General features: G+C 47.1%; 17 protein-coding genes. 11 read left to right on the forward strand and 6 right to left on the reverse strand.

Features of this window, described 5'->3' with window-relative positions; all coding sequences use genetic code 11:
- Nucleotides 1-23: 23 nt before the first annotated feature.
- From AC1XUF_RS00255 to AC1XUF_RS00270, 4 genes are all read right to left on the reverse strand, one after another.
- Nucleotides 24-593: a Crp/Fnr family transcriptional regulator gene (locus tag AC1XUF_RS00255; protein WP_483339539.1), complete on the reverse strand. Its 570-nt coding sequence runs from the start codon at nt 591-593 to the stop codon at nt 24-26.
- A gap of 147 nt (nt 594-740) precedes the next feature.
- Complete coding sequence (locus AC1XUF_RS00260; RefSeq protein ID WP_483339540.1) at nt 741-1,649, reverse strand: helix-turn-helix domain-containing protein; 909 nt, start codon at nt 1,647-1,649, stop codon at nt 741-743.
- Between the two features lie 8 nt (nt 1,650-1,657).
- Nucleotides 1,658-2,011, reverse strand: coding sequence for a hypothetical protein (locus AC1XUF_RS00265; protein ID WP_483339541.1), 354 nt, complete (start codon nt 2,009-2,011; stop codon nt 1,658-1,660).
- 46 nt (nt 2,012-2,057) lie between these two features.
- Nucleotides 2,058-2,837: an SDR family oxidoreductase gene (locus AC1XUF_RS00270; protein WP_483339543.1), complete on the reverse strand. Its 780-nt coding sequence runs from the start codon at nt 2,835-2,837 to the stop codon at nt 2,058-2,060.
- Between the two features lie 272 nt (nt 2,838-3,109).
- On the opposite strand from AC1XUF_RS00270, the gene AC1XUF_RS00275 reads away from it, so the two are divergent.
- From AC1XUF_RS00275 to AC1XUF_RS00305, 7 genes are all read left to right on the forward strand, one after another.
- Nucleotides 3,110-5,512: a TonB-dependent receptor gene (locus AC1XUF_RS00275; protein ID WP_483339544.1), complete on the forward strand. Its 2,403-nt coding sequence runs from the start codon at nt 3,110-3,112 to the stop codon at nt 5,510-5,512.
- A gap of 11 nt (nt 5,513-5,523) precedes the next feature.
- Nucleotides 5,524-6,789, forward strand: a complete 1,266-nt coding sequence (locus AC1XUF_RS00280) for an MFS transporter (protein ID WP_483339545.1) — start codon at nt 5,524-5,526, stop codon at nt 6,787-6,789.
- A 50-nt stretch (nt 6,790-6,839) separates the two neighbouring features.
- Nucleotides 6,840-7,739 carry a helix-turn-helix domain-containing protein gene (locus AC1XUF_RS00285; protein WP_483339546.1) on the forward strand — a complete coding sequence of 300 codons (900 nt, stop codon included), beginning with the start codon at nt 6,840-6,842 and terminating at the stop codon, nt 7,737-7,739.
- 8 nt (nt 7,740-7,747) lie between these two features.
- Nucleotides 7,748-8,566 (forward strand): metallophosphoesterase family protein, encoded by an 819-nt coding sequence (locus AC1XUF_RS00290; RefSeq protein ID WP_483339547.1) that lies wholly within the window; start codon nt 7,748-7,750, stop codon nt 8,564-8,566.
- 1 nt (nt 8,567) lies between these two features.
- Complete coding sequence (locus AC1XUF_RS00295) at nt 8,568-9,152, forward strand: hypothetical protein (protein WP_483339548.1); 585 nt, start codon at nt 8,568-8,570, stop codon at nt 9,150-9,152.
- A gap of 178 nt (nt 9,153-9,330) precedes the next feature.
- Nucleotides 9,331-9,807 (forward strand): (2Fe-2S)-binding protein, encoded by a 477-nt coding sequence (locus tag AC1XUF_RS00300; protein WP_483339549.1) that lies wholly within the window; start codon nt 9,331-9,333, stop codon nt 9,805-9,807.
- A complete protein-coding gene (locus AC1XUF_RS00305) occupies nt 9,791-11,977 on the forward strand; it encodes a xanthine dehydrogenase family protein molybdopterin-binding subunit (protein WP_483339550.1) in 2,187 nt (728 codons plus the stop codon). The genes AC1XUF_RS00300 and AC1XUF_RS00305 overlap by 17 nt, the downstream gene beginning before the upstream one ends.
- Here the strand turns inward: AC1XUF_RS00305 and AC1XUF_RS00310 are convergent.
- Nucleotides 11,966-12,400 (reverse strand): hypothetical protein, encoded by a 435-nt coding sequence (locus tag AC1XUF_RS00310; RefSeq protein WP_483339551.1) that lies wholly within the window; start codon nt 12,398-12,400, stop codon nt 11,966-11,968. The genes AC1XUF_RS00305 and AC1XUF_RS00310 overlap by 12 nt on opposite strands.
- Before the next feature lie 485 nt (nt 12,401-12,885).
- Here AC1XUF_RS00310 and AC1XUF_RS00315 point away from each other — a divergent pair, with 485 nt between their 5' ends.
- The 3 genes from AC1XUF_RS00315 (at nt 12,886) to AC1XUF_RS00325 (ending at nt 15,560) form a co-directional block, all read left to right on the forward strand.
- On the forward strand, nt 12,886-13,878 hold the full coding sequence (locus tag AC1XUF_RS00315; protein WP_483339553.1) for an SDR family NAD(P)-dependent oxidoreductase: 993 nt from the start codon (nt 12,886-12,888) through the stop codon (nt 13,876-13,878).
- A gap of 22 nt (nt 13,879-13,900) precedes the next feature.
- On the forward strand, nt 13,901-14,629 hold the full coding sequence (locus AC1XUF_RS00320; protein WP_483339554.1) for an SDR family NAD(P)-dependent oxidoreductase: 729 nt from the start codon (nt 13,901-13,903) through the stop codon (nt 14,627-14,629).
- Nucleotides 14,630-14,747: 118 nt separating this feature from the next.
- Nucleotides 14,748-15,560, forward strand: coding sequence for a helix-turn-helix domain-containing protein (locus AC1XUF_RS00325; RefSeq protein WP_483339555.1), 813 nt, complete (start codon nt 14,748-14,750; stop codon nt 15,558-15,560).
- A 117-nt stretch (nt 15,561-15,677) separates the two neighbouring features.
- On the opposite strand, the gene AC1XUF_RS00330 is transcribed toward AC1XUF_RS00325, so the two are convergent.
- Nucleotides 15,678-16,538 (reverse strand): SDR family oxidoreductase, encoded by an 861-nt coding sequence (locus tag AC1XUF_RS00330; protein WP_483339557.1) that lies wholly within the window; start codon nt 16,536-16,538, stop codon nt 15,678-15,680.
- 189 nt (nt 16,539-16,727) lie between these two features.
- Between AC1XUF_RS00330 and AC1XUF_RS00335 the strand changes: the two genes are divergently transcribed.
- Entirely contained in the window at nt 16,728-17,090 is a 363-nt protein-coding gene (locus AC1XUF_RS00335) for a winged helix-turn-helix transcriptional regulator (protein WP_483339558.1), read from the forward strand.
- Nucleotides 17,091-17,132 lie beyond the last annotated feature (42 nt).

Below are 17,132 nucleotides of genomic sequence, written 5' to 3' on the forward strand. Positions count from 1 at the left end.
TTATCATTTGGTAAAAAGCACCGCTAGCGGATATTACGGCGTATCCGGCTGAGCGATTGCTGGGTAATGCCCAGGTACGAGGCCACGTACGAAAGCGGGATGCGGTTGACCAGGTTGGGGAACGCCTCAATGAAAGACAGATAACGCGTAGTGGCGTCTTCTGAAACCAAAGGACTGCGCCGTTCCATGGCCAGCGTCAGGCACTTTTTTACCATGTTGGCCTTCATCATTTCCCAGCCCACAATGGTGTTGGACAGCTCGTTCCAGCTCTTTTTATTGAAAGCCAGTACTTTACAGTCGGTAACGGCCTGTACATATTCCGAGGCCACGATCTGTGATTCAAACTTTTCATTATCGACCACAAAGTTGCCTTCGTCCACAAAGTAATTGGTGATTTCTTCGCCCCTGTTGTTATAGTAGCAAAAGCGAAACACACCTTCCAACACGAACGCCACATACCGGGGCACCTTCCCGGCTTCCGACAGGTAATCGTCTTTTTTGAATTCTACCATTTCGACCTTGCTCAGCAAAAATTCGATCTGCTGTTTGTTCAGGTCACCAAATTGCAGTATAAAATTGATAAGTGCTTCCATCACTTAAAGATAGAACAGGTTGCAGGGCATCCATTTATCATATGGTAAAAAATGCGGTGAGGCGGACACAGGTTTCCAAGGCACTTGATATATTCAGTATCCGTACTTTGTCTTCGTATAGTCCTGCCCGTAGGTTGCGTGCACATTTCAGTTGAAAGACTGCCGGAAATCCAATGGGCTTTGTTTGGTTTTGCTTTTAAATAATTTATTGAAAGACTGAGGATGCTCGAAACCAAGGCCATATGCAATCTCGCTGACCGACAAGCTGGTTGTGGATAATTTTTCTTTTGCCTTCTCGATCAGTTTCTCGTGGATGATCTGTTGCATCGTTTGGCCGGTGAGTTGTTTTAACAGGCTACTTAAATACTTGGAGGATATGTTCAAAGCATCGGCGAAGTATGTTACGGTTGGCAGTCCTTCAGAAAGTAGTGCTTCGTTGTTTAAATAGGTTGTTAAGATCTCTTCGACCTGGTTTAGGACCTGGTGGTTGGTGATCTTTCGGGTGATGAACTGACGCTGGTAAAAGCGTTCGGCGTATTTCAGCAAGGTCTCCAGGTGCGAGACAATAATGTCCTGGCTGAATTTATCCATATTGGAATAATATTCGGCTTTGATATTTTTGATCAGGTCGTTGATCACTATTTCTTCCTTGTCTGAGAGGAAGAGCGCTTCACTGGTCGCATAGCTAAAGTATTCGTACCGCTTGATCTTGGCAGCAAGCGATGTGTTCCAAAGAAAGTCGGGGTGTACGAAAAGCATCCAGCCTTCCAGCCGCTCAGGTACACCGTTCTCTTCGCCGCGCAAAATCTGGCCGGGAGATAAAAAGGCCATGAGCCCTTCATCAAAGTCGTATTTCTGTTGCCCGTAATGCAGGCCGTCACATCCTCTTTTCATGGATATTACATATAAATCGAACACGACCGAATCGATACCCGTATCGTTTTTCAGGCCTTTCAGGTCGACAATGCTGATCAGCGGGTGATGGGGTTTAGGGAGCCTCATCAAACGGTGTATTTCCGTGATGGAGCTGATCCGGTAGGGTTTGCTGTTTGCCATCCTGCGGGTTATTTAAATTTAAACGGATACTTGAGCCATATCATCACCAGGGGCATGATTAAAAATGGGATCTCCATCAACGCGATGCGGTAATTTCCCGCCCGCAGCGCCCATGCCATGATCACAACAATCAGGACCGCATTGAGCAAATTGCCCAGGAAGAAGGTGCCGGGTATGAGCAAAAGTACGCCGATTGCTATGGCTACAAAAGCCAGATAGGGAATGAACGTTTCGCTGATCCCTAAACTTTCCATCATCTTAGCGGACTCCGGATTGTTTTTATAATGTAGGGTGTCCCAGGCATGTTTGAAGCTGAGCGCTACCGAAATGAGCAGCAGTACTGCGGAAATCATGTTTTTCATGATCGTTTAATTAAGGACAAATTTTGATTTCTTATACCCCATTTTATCATTGATTATTCAGTTTTTTGAATTTCTCAAATTCCCTGTGCCCCATTTTTATCAATTGATTGGGCACCAAGCGGCTCAGGAATTTTATCACATTCACCAGGAATGGCTTGATCTCGGGCGTGTCGTTCAGTAGTCCTTTGATGGCTACACCTGCCAGTTTATCCACGTCCATCATTTGGCTAGGATTCGGTGGCAACACCCAATCATTCTGAAGATTGGTATTCACGCCCGGCGGGACCAGTTCGAATACCTTGACACTGGTTTTGGCTAATTGGAGGCGCAGGGCCTGGGTGTAAGCATGAACCCCCGCTTTGGAAGCGCTGTAAACCGGAGCCGTTGAGTAAGGCATAAAAGCAATGGCAGAGGAAACATTCACAATCGCCGCAGAAGGCTTGCTGATCAGGTGGGGCAAAAACTGATGAACCATCCGGATTGTTCCCGTAAGATTGATATCTATCTCACGTGTGATGTTTTCGAGGTCTTTACGTGCGTCCTGAACGTCAAGCAAGCGCATTTCACCTGCGTTGTTAACGATCATATTCAGATCGGGGAATTGTTGTGTCACCTCCTTATACAGGCGCTCAATATCCCGTGGATCGCTTACATCGCTCTGAAGGGCGTGTATTTGGGGAAAACGCCTTTTGGTATCATTCAAGGCCTCTTGTTTACGACCTGTGACGATGATGGTTGATCCTTGCTGGGTAAGTTGCTTGACAAGTTCCAAGCCTATACCGCTGGTTCCTCCTGTGATCAGGATGGTGCTATGCTTTAAGTCCATATTTTTCTCGCTGTTGTTGATGCAAAGTTCAGCCAATGTTCATGAACGGATGTATCCAAAAGTCGCGAGGTTGTAGTTAAAAGGAACATTATTGGTTTCTGTTTTCCATCGTCAATGTCCAGAGTTGGGTTGCTGCTGATTTTGCCTTGGTAATGAATGGGACCATAGGCCGCTCAGTCAGATCATATTCCTTTTGACTACATCAAAAGGCGTTTTGGCTACTTCCGCTTTTTGTTCCTGCTGCAATTTTGCATAAACGAAATCAGGATAAAATGAAACAAAGAGACAAGATGAGGACCCATGGGCTGACGCTACTTTTCAGTATGGCGAGCTTGGTGTCATTCGCACAGTTGACAGGAAATTTAAAAGGGAAAATATTGGATCAGTTTACCAAACAGCCTGTTGTCGGCGCCACCGTGCAGATCGATCATGCACAGTTTGGGGCGACCACCGATACATCGGGGATATTTACAATCAACAATATCCCGGCCGGTACTTATGCGGTAACAATCTCTTATATAGGATTTCAAACCAAGAATATCAGTGAAGTAGTTATCACATCGGGTAAAACCTATTATTCTGAATTAGAAATTCTGGAAGCGGTGGCCAACTTAAACGAGGCGACGGTGCGTGCATTCAAGGGAGAAAACAATCTTTTGACACCAGTCTCCACTTTTTCTTATTCGAGGGAAGAAATTTTCAGAAATCCGGGTGCCCAGGGCGATATTATGCGGGCTCTGGGAAGCCTGCCGGGTGTGGTAAGCAGCGGTGCCCAATTCTCTGCCATTGCCGCAAGGGGTCAGGGCACCCAGGATAATGTTTACATGGTCGATGATATACCGATGTTCAACTTATCGCATTTGGAGGCGGAGGGTTTTAACTCTGGTTTTAACGACCCTAATGGCGGGCGGTTCAGCATTTTTGCCCCCCGGATCATCGACAATGTACAATTCCAGAACGGTGGTTTTGACGCGGTATACGGCCGAAAATCTTCGTCCTATCTTGGACTAGGCATCAAGGAGGGTAACAAGGCAACCTGGTCCTTTGCCGGACAGTTCGATTTGCTGGGGGCGACTTTAATTGCCGATGGCCCGGTCTCTAAAAAGACAAGTCTGTTCGCCTCGGGCAGGTATCAGAATTTTGCATTGCTGCAAAGGGTGTTGGATCTGCAAAATCCGGTCAGCATTGGCTTCGGCGATTATTTGATCAAAACGACCACAGAGCTGAATGCAAAAAATAAACTTTCATTTATCGCCATGTATAACCCCGAAAGGCCACGCCGGAGCATCGATGATGTAGATCCCAACTACAATATCAATGATGACAACAGTGGCGGCACGATACTCTTTAATCACAGGGGGAGCAAAGCGTTGGTCGGACTGAATCTGAGGACTTTGATCGACAGCAAAAGTTACATGAAGAACGTCCTGTATTTCCGTACATCGAGGGTGGATAACAACTTTGGCAATTTTACGCCATCCCTGGATGAAGAGGGCATGGTCCTGGACCCGAAACATGGCAGATACGAAGACGATCTGAGGCGGATCAAAAACAACCAGGCGGAAGTAGGCTACCGCTCCATCTACACCAAACGCTTTGATAAACTGACATTAACCGCGGGTTTGGATGCCGCTGTGGTGAACCTTGATTACGAGAGAAGCTTAAAACGTATCGATACCGTTTATACCTTCCGTAATACGGACCTCAGACCAAGCCCTGGCCAATATTACCAGATCCTGAACCCATCCCAATACAATTCCAGTTTTGATAACAGTGCCTTCAACGGTTCGGGCTACGTCGCGTTATCATGGAAAATCGCGAATGGATTTACCCTGAACCCCAGCATTCGCTACGATTACACGGGCTTCACGGGGCAGCATGCCGTTTCGCCGAGAATAAGCGGAAGTATTCTGTTGGGGGATAAACAGAGCATCAATTTTGCTTCCGGTATCTACTTTCAGGATGCTGCTTTCTCCGACTTGGCAGGTCAAAGCGCTGCCAACAAGCTGAAAAATGAGCGGACTTTTCAAAACATTTTGGGCTACAAATACCAATTTTCGGGCGATCTGAAACTGGTCGTGGAAGCTTGGCATAAACAGTTCGACGACGTGGTTGTCCAGCCCAACCGGGTGCAGAGCTACCTCAATCATAATGGTACGGGTTACGCATACGGCGCTGACCTGAGCCTTACCAAAAGACTTTCACAAAGCTGGTACGGTACCGCCAGCTACTCATATATGGAAAGCGAACGGGACGATCATAACGGTCAAGGCCGATACGACTACACCTTCAGTGTACCACACAACTTTTCACTGCTAGGCAGCTACAAGCCTAATAACAAATGGATCTTCTCAGGTAAATTCCGGTACAGCACCGGCCGCCCTGCCGATGTCTATACCATTCACTCCAATGTGCTCGACAATCCTGATATGCTGCGTTATGCGCAGGAAATCACGGAGATTAATGGCAGAAGATTACCAGATTATGTCAGCCTGGACGTTCGCGTCGATTACAATGTGCCTTTGAAAAGAGGAATGTTCTCCGCTTTCGTAGACCTTGCTAACATCAACAACCAGTTTAATGTGAATTCCGAGGTATTCATTCCCAATACCGGCGGCGTGTACAGGGTCGGTTTGGGTATGTTTCCAACGTTTGGGGTAAGGGTTGAACTATAACCGACAATCGTATGGTGAACAGCATTCAAACGCCTGACGACAATGTCTACCTGCAAGGCTGGAGAAAAGCTGCCTTTTTAACCACGTTGCTATTGGTAAGCATTGTCAGCCAGATTGATAGGATTTTGCCATTCATTTTGGCGGAATCGATCAAAAAGGATCTGGGCCTTAGCGACACGCAGCTAGGCATGGTAACTGGCCTTGCGTTTGCTATGTGTTACACACTTGCCGCGTTACCCCTCGCACGTATCTCTGACAGGGGCGGCGCAAAAAAAGTACTGGTTTGTTGTATCGTGGTCTGGACGGTTACAACCGCCTTAGCCGGGCTGGCCAATAGCTTCCTGATATTGGTTTTATTGCGGATTGGGGTAGCCCTGGGAGAAGCGGGTAGTACACCAGCCAGCCATTTTCTTATTGGGCAAAGAATTCCTGACTTGTTTCGAGGCAGATCGATCGGGTTGTTCTCAATGGGGATTCCTTTGGGTACTATGCTGGGTTTTGCCATGGGAGGGTGGGCAGGTGACCATATTGGCTGGCGCAGCGCATTTTTTGTGGCAGGGGCCTTTGGGTTGGTTTTAGCGTTATTGGTCATGCTATTTGTGCCTGGACAGGGAGCATCACGCTTGAAAACGGCCGAATCCGATGGATTTCTTGCAGCAGGCAAAAAGTTATTACAGAAACCCGCTTTTCTATGGTTGTTTGTGGCGGCCAATCTGCTGAGTTTTGCATCGGCCCCATTCTATGTTTTCAGCGCGCCCTTCCTGATAAGAACTTACGGGCTGACCGCAAGTGAAGTGGGGCTCAGGTTTGGGTTGATACAAGGGTTGCTTGGCATTGCAGCAACGCTGCTGGGCGGAAGGTTTTTCGACCGGGCGATTGCCAAACATTCCAGTTACTTGTTGGGGCCCCCAGCCGTGCTGATTGTAATTGCTGCTTTTTCTACTGTTGCGGCCTTGTTTATGCCCACAAGCAATTGGGCCATCGCGTTATTGGTGCCAGGTATGTTTTCTTTTGCCTTTTTGCTGCCTTACGCATTTGGCACCGGCCATTTGGTGGCTGGAAATGACAATAAGGCGCTATCCACAGGTTTGCTCTTGTTTGGATCCAGTCTTTTTGGCCCGTCGCTGGCGCCCGTGTTGGTGGGTTTTATCAGTGATTTTGCTACGGCTTCAAACATATACAATGGGCTGAGATGGGCACTGTTAACCGGGCCAATGGCAAGTGTGCTTTGTGCAGGTGCTTTACTTATGGCAAACAAAAAAATAGCTGTCATTTAATCGATCACTGATTGTAATTGATATCCTTTCAAATTCTAATAAGAAATACGATGAATGCACCGATTAGAATAAGTTCCATCTCTCAGGCCCATAAAATGCAAGGATTCACGCCGCCGCCGCATCCCATGATCAGCATTATCGAATGCGGCCAGCTGAAAGGAAGTCCCGGTATGAGCGTCGTACTGGATTTTTATATGATTTCGATCAAGCGGAATTGTAACAACCTGATGTATGGGCAGCAGAAATACGATTTTGACGAAGGCTTTATGGCCTTTGTGGGACCTAATCAAATTTTAAGCGGGCAGGAGCATGCGCCCGGATATGAGCCCAAAGGATGGATGCTGTTTGTGCACCCGGATTTCTTCTGGGGCACACCGCTTGCCAAAAAGATCAAGCAGTACGAATTTTTTAATTACTCAGTAAAGGAAGCCTTGTTTCTGTCTGATAAAGAGGAAAAGGTGATCAATGATATTGTTGCAAATATTATCCACGAGTGCAACGGTAATATCGACGGATTCACGCAAAACATCATCGTATCGCGCCTGGAGACGCTGCTCAATTACTCTGAACGCTTCTACCAGCGACAATTCATTACCAGGAAGATCACCAATCACCAGATCCTTGACAGGCTGAATGATTTATTAAACAATTATTTTGATAGCGATGATCTGGTGATCAACGGCTTGCCGACAGTAGAGTTTATTTCAGAGTCGCTTCACGTTTCACCAGGCTATTTGAGGAGTTTGCTTAAAAATTTGACCGGACAAAGCACGCAACAGCACATTCACGAAAAACTGATTGATAAGGCCAAGGAAAAACTATCTACGACCAGTTTGTCGGTCAGCGAGATTGCCTATGGCCTGGGCTTTGAGCACCCGCAGTCGTTTAACAAACTCTTTAAGATCAAGACCAAAGTTTCTCCTTTGGAATTCAGGGCTTCGTTCAACTGAAAACTTGGATGAGACGCCTATGTGAATTACAGACTGAATTTCTACGGTGTATCTTTCTGCTTTTGCTGCTGACGGGCTGCGACAGCTTCGAATTTAGTCCCAACCAGGTCAGCGACAAGGACTCACCCAAGGACCTGAACTCGGAAAATCTGACCAAGCTATTTGCTAACCCTACCGACGATACGGTAACGGTTGTTTTTGTCGGGGATTCGCAGCGCTGGTATGATGAACTCGACCGGTTTGTAGAAAAGGTAAATACAATGGATGATGTCGACCTGGTTCTCCTTGCAGGCGACATCTCGGATTTTGGCCTTTTACAGGAATTTGAGTGGGTGACCGACCGGTTGGGCTATTTGAAAAAACCATACATCGGCGTAGTCGGAAACCACGACCTGATTGCGAATGGGGAGGAAGTATTTACAAGAATGTTTGGACCGACTGATTTCTCGTTCGTCTACGACAGCGTCAAATTTATCTGTCATAATACAAACAGTCTGGAATACTCAAATTGTAAAGTACCGGACATGACCTGGCTTTCCCGGGAATTGTCCGATACAGAAGATGCTGCGTATATCGTGACGGTTTCTCATGTTCCACCTTTCAGCCTGCTGGAATTTGATCGTGAGCTGGCTGAATCGTACCCGTTATTGTTAAGCCGAGCGCCAAAAATGCTGCTGTCTCTTCATGGGCATGTTCACCAGCATCTGGACTTTTACCCCTTTGGGGATGGTGTCAGGTATATGACCAGCTATGCTTTTAACCAGCATGCTTTTGTACTGCTTAAAATAATAAACGGAAAAGTCTTCAAATCGATAGTGGGATACTAGCATGAAACCGAAAGTATGGGTAATGCTTGCGCTGCTGATCGGATCAGCAGATATGAATTGCTGTGCGCAATCCCTGAAGAATTTAGTACCTGATCACTTCGGGATTCAATATGCAGGAAGCACCGGGTGGGTCAGTGTGGGCGCCGGTTACGACTTATTTCGCGGCCGGATACGGACAGGCCTGCAGTACGGCTATGTACCCAAAGATTTGGGTGGGGAGTTGCACATACTTTCCGCCTCGGTTTATTACCAGCCATTGAAGATAAAGCTGGCCAAAGCCTTTACTATTCATCCGCCGGATATTGGAATAAAAGCCGCGTACTATTTTGGCGACCAGTTTTATCTCAACTGGCCCGAACGCTTTCCCCGGGGTTATTATTGGTGGAAGTCTGCGCTCCGGCTTCATTTGGCCACAGAGTCCTCTGTTACCCGTGAATTGAAAAACGCAGGTAGCATAAAAGCGGTAACCGGATATATCGAGTTAAATACCAATGATCTGTATCTGGTCAGCTATGTGCTCAATCCAACGGTACTGGCAATCACAGATATTATCAAGATCGGATGCGGGATCAGGATCCATTTTTAAAGCCATCCGTTTTGGCTACAACAAAAGGTGTTTAGACTAACTACGCCAACGGTATATACAGCACTTTTGTATCGTTCCCGTGACCATTGAAGTTGAAGAAGTCGCGACCGCACACACCTTGTTGCCATAGTCTCATGAAGTGCTTTTAAAAGTCAATGAAATCTTTACTTTAAAAAACATGAAAATAGCGCTCAAAATTAATACCGAAGCCAGCACATTTGAAGCGGATCCTGACATGCCCCTCTTATGGCTTATCAGGGACGAAGCGAAGTTAAAAGGAACCAAGTTTGGGTGTGGTAAAGGAATATGCGGCGCTTGTTCGGTTCATATAGACGGAGAATTGGTTCGTTCATGCCTGTATCCGGCACATATGGCCCATGAGAAAGCGGTGACTACCATTGAGGGTTTGTCAAAAGGTCAGGATCGCCTGCACTTCGTACAGCAGGCATGGCTGGAAGTGCAGGTGCCGCAATGTGGATATTGCCAACCCGGATTTATGATGGCTGCTGCTGATTTTCTGGAAAAGAACAAAAACCCGACGGAAGAAGACATTAAAAACAGCATTTCCAACATTTGCCGTTGCGGGACCTATCCACGCATTATCAAAGCGATTCTCCTGGCTGCCCAAACAAAAAACCATGAAAACATCGACTGAAAAGCCAAAAAAGAGATTTTCCAGAAGGAAATTTCTGGCCCGTTCCGGCGCCACGATACTCGGGTCGGTTGCTTTACTTTACTTTGGACGGTCCAGAGTTCGCGGTGCGCTGAGCAATTTGGCCGCTGATATGCAGTTTGACTCCGGCGTCACTGATTTTGATCCGACGGTGTGGTTTGAGGTGAATGCCGATAACACCATCACATTGAAGTCTCCAAAAGTAGAAATGGGGCAGGGTATTTTTACAGGTTTTGCTATCCTGGCAGCCGAAGAACTGGATGTAGACTTTGCCGGTATCAAGGTCGTTCATGCATCGACGTTATCGGGCCCGCAAAGCACCGCGAGCACCGGGATGAGCAACAGCACCGCTTCTTTGTACACCGGTATCAGGGAAGTGGCAGCCACATTGCGGGAAACCTTAAAACTGGCCGCGTCGAAGCGATGGGGCGTTCCGATAACCACTTTGCAAACTGCCAATGGTGTGATCACATCCGGAAGCCATCGGGCGACTTATGCAGAAATAGCGCAGCAAACCAAAAAATGGGAGCTGGCTCAAACTCCTGCGTTACGTCCGGCATCCACTTTCAAACGGATTGGTAAGGAGCACAAAAGGGTCGATGCCGAAGAGAAAGTAACAGGCAAAGCAGTTTATGGAATTGATACGGACATTCCGGGTATGCTTTATGGCGCCGTTTTGTATTGTCCATACTTCGGTGGTGAGGTAAAAACGGCGGATACCACGCGTGCCGCAGATAGCCCCGGCGTCTTAAAGATTGTTCAGGATAAGCAGTGGATTGGTGTGGTGGCGAAAACAAGGTATGCAGCGGAGCAAGCTGTCTCCAAAATTGAAGTCTCCTGGGCCTTCGAACCCAATTATTCTACAGAGGATGCGATTGAGGCGATTACGGTAGGCAATGGCGTGGCAGTAGTCATGCAAGACGAAGGCGATGCCACGATTGACTCAAAAAGTGAACGGGTGATCGGTGAGTACCGGACCCCGCTTGGCTATCATGCGTCCATGGAACCCAGCGTAATGATTGCAGATGTATCTGGCGAAAACGTAACATTATATGCCTCTACACAGAATTCAGCATTCATGCGCGAAACGATTGCCGCTGAAACTGATTTCAAGGAGGAAAATATCCACATCATACCAAGATTCATAGGAGGAGGGTTTGGCCGAAGGGGATATAAGCACAATGGAATTGAGGCTGTCAAACTTTCCAAAGCTGCGGGTAAGCCGGTACATCTGCTTTACACCAGGCAGCAGGAGTTTCAAAACGGACATGTAAGACCCAACACGCATCATATTCTTCGCGGCCAATTGGATACAAACGGTAAAATTTCGGTTTTACAACATGAATTTGCAACGGGCTCTATGGCATTCCTGGCTGTTCCCATAGCAAAAACCATTATTGGGGCCGACTTTCCGGCAGCTGGTCACGGAGCCAGGATTCCATATGCTATTCCAAATAAAACAACAAAGATATGGGGCGGCGACCTTCCTTTTCAGACAGGTTTGTGGCGGGGTGTGGGCATGTTTGCCAATACTTTTGCTATGGAGAGCTTTATGGATGAAATGGCAGGGACAGCAGGCACCGACCCCCTCAAATTTAGACTTGAACATTGCGGCAATACCGAACTGTTGCAACGCCGTAAAAAGTTGCTATTGAAGCTTGGGGAGGAAGGCGGATGGAATACACCTAAAACTGATTCGATTGGCCGGGGCATAGCGGTTTGCGAGGACCGGGGTACCATATCGGCGGCGTTGGTTGATGTGCAGATTACAGATAAGAAAATAAAAGTTACAAGAGTCGTTCAAGCCATTGATGCAGGAATCATCGTAAATCCCAATGGCGTCAGACAGCAGGTTGAGGGAGCTACGATCATGGCAATCAGTGCTGCTCTTTTTGAAGAAGCCACCATTGAAAATAGCCAGTTTGTGCAGACCAATTTTATCGATTACCAGGTAGCTATGCTCAGAGATACACCTCAAATCGAGGTGGTCATTCAGGAAAGTTTGGAATTGCCTTCGGGTGTTGGAGAACCTCCCATTTCGCCTGTGGCGCCCGCTATTGCCAGTGCTATATACGATTTATCCGGGATACGGTTAAGATCGCTTCCATTGCAGGCCGCATTGGAGGCTCATTACCGGAATTTAGAAAAATAGAATAATTAAGCGACACCAATCTGATGAGAATGGAATGCTCAAGCTCGCCAGGTTTCCTGGTAGCTTTGTGCAGGTACAGTTAAAATAAAGGTGGTAGTTTATGACTGCCACCTTTTTAGTGGGTTGAGTCATTGACAACAAAGTATAATACCTATAAAAGCCCGCTATTTTGACCCGCGCGGAAGCATGTTTCCGGTAGTAGTGACTTTCAGCGAAACAATAGCCATTGAGTTGATCGCTGGTTCCTTCAATTGTGTTCAACCCGTTGAGAAGAAAATGCGGTTTGCTCGGCGCGCGTAAAAATTTAACTTCTATCGACAATTGTTCGATCTGCGTGTTCTTTGGTTGCTGGCGCTGCTCATGCCATTGTTGCGCGTCATACAACATCGTAGCAACAGCCATCATCGGCAGATTAGCGCCCACACTGACATCCGAGGGTAAAGTTACGATGGTGAGCGGGACCCCGGATCGGGGATTTACCGGTGTTGGTCAAAGCAACGACCTCACAGTTTTGAAAGAAATTACGTTTTGCGGAAGCAAATGGCAAGGATAGATTATCAGGCCTGCCGAAGGTATGGAGGTTAATGCGAGGCCCTTCTCGAAGGTGACCAATTGAAGATCACGGCTAAAAAGGGGATGTTTTCCAAAGAGATAACCTGGAAAAGATTCTGATGTATAAGCGGCAAGGCATTTAACAAACGTTCGCTGGGGAAGTCCTGGAAGAACTAACACCGGGTTACAGCTCCGCAAGCATTTGCCACGAGATGAAAAAGAAAAACTCCCCGCGACCTAATTTGTGTCCTCATACCACCTGAACCTGGCCTTTCTAACAAAGCGACTTAGGCCTTTTGAACAAACTCGCTGGTGTTGCGCCCCTGTACTTTTGTTCCAACAAAACAATTTAAAAAATGGAACAGAACAATTATCAGGGAGCTTGGCAACAACCGACAGGCTCCGGCTTCAACGCAAAATCAACGGCCAGCGATGTAATCAGAGACATTGATCTCACAGGCAAAATTGCCATTGTAACCGGCGGCAATACTGGCATTGGGCTGGAAACAACGAAAGTACTGGCAGCGGCAGGCGCAACGGTCATAGTCCCTGCAAGGGATATTGAAAAGGCCGGTAAAAATCTGCAGGGTGTTCAGAATGTGGAAATACTGCCGATGGATTTAATGGACCCTGCATCCATTGACACTTTTGCCAACCGTTTTCTGGCGTCGGGCAGACCGCTGCATTTACTCATCAATAACGCCGGGATTATGTGGGTGCCGCTTCGCCGGGACGAGCGCGGCATCGAATCGCAATTGGCTACCAATTACCTGGCACAGTTTCAACTTACTGCGAGATTATGGCCTGCACTCAAAAAAGCGGACGGTGCCAGGGTGATCAATGTGTCTTCTCATGGGCATCATTTTGCTCCATTTAACTTCGAAGACCCTAATTTCCTGCACAGGGAATACGAAACATTATCGGGCTATGGCCAATCCAAAACAGCTGTCAATCTTTTTTCAATGGAATTGGACAACCGGGCTCGCGGCAGTAATGTGAGGGTTTATTCCGTGCATCCCGGTTCTATCGCCGGAACGGAACTGGGACGGGAGGCGCCCTTGGAACTGTTTCAGAAAATGGGCTTTCTGGATGCAGACGGCAACTTGCTGCCCGAAGTAGCTGCTGCATTGAAAACAATTCCACAAGGTGCTGCTACAACAGTCTGGTGCGCCACTTCCCCTTTATTAAACCATATTGGCGGTGTGTATTGTGAGGATGCAGACATTGCCACGCTGAGTGCGGATGCTGGCAACTCCAAAGGCGTAAACCCTTATTCACTGGACGAAGCCAGCGCAAAAAAGCTGTGGGCGCTTACTGAACAAATGACCGGGATAAAATTCACACGATAACAGCTCAATTAAACACATAGCAATGAAAGATCTGAAAAATAAAGTCGCCGTAATCACAGGTGGTAACAGCGGTATCGGTTATGCCGCCGCAAAAAGGCTGAAAGAAGGCGGTGCCAATGTGATCATAACCGGGAGAAGAACGGAGGCTGTGGCAAAAGCAGCCGCAGAACTCCAGGTAACCGGGCTGGTGGCGGACCAAAGCAAATTATCGGATATCGACAATCTTGTGCGCCAGGTTAAAGAACAATTTGGCCAGGTTGACATCCTAGTGGTAAATGCTGGTATCACTAAGTTCTCTAGGATAGAAGACATAGAGGAAAGCCAGTTTGATGAAGTAATGAATGTCAACTTTAAGGGCGCTTATTTTACCCTGAGCCGTTTTATTCCGTTGCTCAACGAGGGAGCCTCTGCGATCATGCTCTCCTCGACATCGGCCACCATATCCCCCCAAAGAGCTTCTGTATATGCGGCAAGTAAATCCGCTATCAATGCGGTAGTCAAAATTGCGGCGCTGGAACTTGCGGCCAGGAAAATCCGTGTAAATGCCGTAAGCCCAGGGCCGGTAGCCACAGAAATTATGAATAAGATCGGGCTGGATGAAACTTTGGAAAATCAGTTGGTACAAAGTATTCCTGCCGGAAGACTAGGGAAAGCCGAAGAAGTGGCAAGTATGGTCCACTACCTGGCAAGTGAGGAAGCGTCCTTTTTAACAGGTGCAAACTTTTTGGTAGATGGCGGGCAATCAATTTAACCGCTCTGGGGGAAGAATAAGCACGATTCTCCTCCCTCCCACAAGACGTGGCCTTTTCAACAAAGTGAAGTGTAAATTATGCGCTATCTTTGCTTTACCGATTTCCTTAAAAGATAAAATGATGGAATACAAAGCACGGTACATTACCGATGACATCAAGCTGTCCAGCTATGAGGATAAATTTTTCAAGTCGGACATTATGTTTGACCACCACATGCTGGTGTGGTTCCTTTCCGGCGAAACCAAGATCGTACAGGCGGATGCCACTTACTTTTTTAAGAAGGGCGATATATTCCTGATCCCGAGAAATCAGCTGGCAACCATTATTAACTATCCGAAAGACGGGCAGCCGCATAAAACCGTGGTGATGCACCTGTCGGTGTACAGGCTCAGAAGTTTTTATAGCAGCAAGGATGTAAGAAGCAGGCCCTTGCAATCGCCCAGAATCTACAGTTTTAGCAATCACCCTCTATTGGAAAGCTGTCTGGCCTCACTCATCCCATACTTTGATATGAAGGATATACCAGAGGACATTGCTTCTATTAAAATAACAGAGGCTATCAGCATCCTCAGAACCCTCGACAAGGACATTGATGATGTGCTTGCCAATTTTGAAGAGCCTGGGAAAATAAACCTGGTGGACTACATGGAAAGGAATTTCATGTTCAACCTACCCGTGGAAAAATTCGGTTATCTTACCGGCAGAAGCCTTACCACCTTCAAACGGGATTTCAAAAAGGCTTTCAGTACCACCCCACAGCGGTGGCTGACACAAAAGCGGCTGGAATTGGCGCATTACCAGCTTACAGAAAAGAGGAAAAAGCCATTGGATGTATGCTACGAAGTGGGCTTTGAAAACCTGTCACATTTTTCGTTTGCTTTTAAAAAACAGTTCGGGGTCGCACCCAGCCAATTGGCACAACAGGGATAAAGGTTGAGTGAAAAGAAACAGGATGAGGAACTATCACCCATTATAAAGATTTTATACAGACGACAGTGAAGGATCTTACTTGCAAAATTTGCTTTTGCCATAGGCGTACAGCAAGCTCTACTGCTTATAGAGCTGCTTCAAAGACTCTTCCAAATCCGCGGGCTTTCGTCCTAGCAAATGTTCCAAATCCGACGTAATGATGTCAAACCTTCCGGCCCGAATATCCGACGCGAAAGCAGCAAGGATAGGAATCGCGAATTCCGGAACCTGTCGCTGTCTTAAATGGCGCTCGAATTCGTCCGGAGAGGGGTCAAGTATCGCTACTTTCCTGCCTGAAATGTTGGAAAGAATGTCGGCAATGTCTGAATAAGAATAACTTTGATTTGCGGTGATCGTGTATGTTTTGCCTTTGTGCCGCTGGTCCAGAAGCACATTTGCAATCGCTTCGCCCATTTCGCTTCTTAAGGCATACGGGACCATCCCGGAACCGGCAGGAAAAATGATTCCCTCCGAAAATACGTTTGTACCCAGATAAAACGGTATCACATCGGCATACAGGTTGTTGCGCATCAATGTGAAATCCAGCCCAGACTCCCTTATGTATTCCTCTGTTTGAAAGTGACTGGTCATCAGTTTCCCGGTAGCGGCGTTTTCAAAATTCCGTATCGCCGCACTTGGGTATACAACATGGGAAACGCCTGCTGCTTTGGAGGCGTCTACAACTTTTTGGTGTTGTTCAAAACGATGTTTATCCAGGCCTGGAATCAGCACCAACTTTTCCACACCCCGGACGGCATTCGAGATCGAATCTTGATTGTCAAAGTCGCCAATTCTCACATCAACCCCTTTAGCTGCATAATGCGATGCTTTTTCCGCATTTCTTGCAAACACAGCAATGTCGTTTGCCGTGGTGTAACGAAGCAATTGATTCACAATCGCTGTTCCTAAATGGCCGGTAGCTCCTGTAACTAAGATCATAAATTTATAAGTTTTAATTTCAATGAAAGTCGCGGGGCCCCTTCGCCGGTCGCCCTGAACGCTCGCAAACTTAGCATACCGAATGCTATCGAAACACGGTGGTTACGCCGTCGAAACCAGTATCATTGGAGTAACTGCTTTTGTGGAAGAATCCTGCATTTTGCCTAATTTCCCGGCTGCAATAGTGCTATGAAGAAGAAACCAGCCATACTAACGGACGAGTGTCAACGCATGATACTGGGCGTACAGGATACACAGGACTTATTGACCGGGAAGTGGAAGGCGTCAATCATAGGCGCGTTATATTATCAGGGAACCATGCGGTTTATGGACTTGAAGCGGGCGGTAGCTGGGATCGCCCCGAGAATGTTGTCCAAAGAACTGAAAGACCTTGAAATGAACAATCTAGTCGTCAGGACGGTTTTTGAATCAGAACCCGGCAAGGTGGAATATTGTCTGACCCAGGAGGGACGAAGCCTCCAACCCGTGATCGAATCAATGGGGCAATGGGGAATCGAGTATAGGAAATGGTTACTTTCGAAAAAGGAATGAGTGTAGCCTAGAAGTATTAGATTCGTCTTAAGTGACCAGGCT

It is taken from the genome of Dyadobacter sp. HNCC25DJ185 (assembly GCF_056895195.1).

Excerpts from the sequence above, each read along its gene's own strand:
- AC1XUF_RS00255 (WP_483339539.1), bottom strand. The coding sequence starts at position 593 with ATGGAAGCACTTATCAATTTTATACTGCAATTTGGTGACCTGAACAAA.
- AC1XUF_RS00260 (WP_483339540.1), bottom strand. The coding sequence starts at position 1,649 with ATGGCAAACAGCAAACCCTACCGGATCAGCTCCATCACGGAAATACAC.
- AC1XUF_RS00265 (WP_483339541.1), bottom strand. The coding sequence starts at position 2,011 with ATGAAAAACATGATTTCCGCAGTACTGCTGCTCATTTCGGTAGCGCTC.
- AC1XUF_RS00270 (WP_483339543.1), bottom strand. The coding sequence starts at position 2,837 with ATGGACTTAAAGCATAGCACCATCCTGATCACAGGAGGAACCAGCGGT.
- AC1XUF_RS00275 (WP_483339544.1), top strand. The coding sequence starts at position 3,110 with ATGAAACAAAGAGACAAGATGAGGACCCATGGGCTGACGCTACTTTTC.
- AC1XUF_RS00280 (WP_483339545.1), top strand. The coding sequence starts at position 5,524 with ATGGTGAACAGCATTCAAACGCCTGACGACAATGTCTACCTGCAAGGC.
- AC1XUF_RS00285 (WP_483339546.1), top strand. The coding sequence starts at position 6,840 with ATGAATGCACCGATTAGAATAAGTTCCATCTCTCAGGCCCATAAAATG.
- AC1XUF_RS00290 (WP_483339547.1), top strand. The coding sequence starts at position 7,748 with ATGAGACGCCTATGTGAATTACAGACTGAATTTCTACGGTGTATCTTT.
- AC1XUF_RS00295 (WP_483339548.1), top strand. The coding sequence starts at position 8,568 with ATGAAACCGAAAGTATGGGTAATGCTTGCGCTGCTGATCGGATCAGCA.
- AC1XUF_RS00300 (WP_483339549.1), top strand. The coding sequence starts at position 9,331 with ATGAAAATAGCGCTCAAAATTAATACCGAAGCCAGCACATTTGAAGCG.
- AC1XUF_RS00305 (WP_483339550.1), top strand. The coding sequence starts at position 9,791 with ATGAAAACATCGACTGAAAAGCCAAAAAAGAGATTTTCCAGAAGGAAA.
- AC1XUF_RS00315 (WP_483339553.1), top strand. The coding sequence starts at position 12,886 with ATGGAACAGAACAATTATCAGGGAGCTTGGCAACAACCGACAGGCTCC.
- AC1XUF_RS00320 (WP_483339554.1), top strand. The coding sequence starts at position 13,901 with ATGAAAGATCTGAAAAATAAAGTCGCCGTAATCACAGGTGGTAACAGC.
- AC1XUF_RS00325 (WP_483339555.1), top strand. The coding sequence starts at position 14,748 with ATGATGGAATACAAAGCACGGTACATTACCGATGACATCAAGCTGTCC.
- AC1XUF_RS00330 (WP_483339557.1), bottom strand. The coding sequence starts at position 16,538 with ATGATCTTAGTTACAGGAGCTACCGGCCATTTAGGAACAGCGATTGTG.
- AC1XUF_RS00335 (WP_483339558.1), top strand. The coding sequence starts at position 16,728 with ATGAAGAAGAAACCAGCCATACTAACGGACGAGTGTCAACGCATGATA.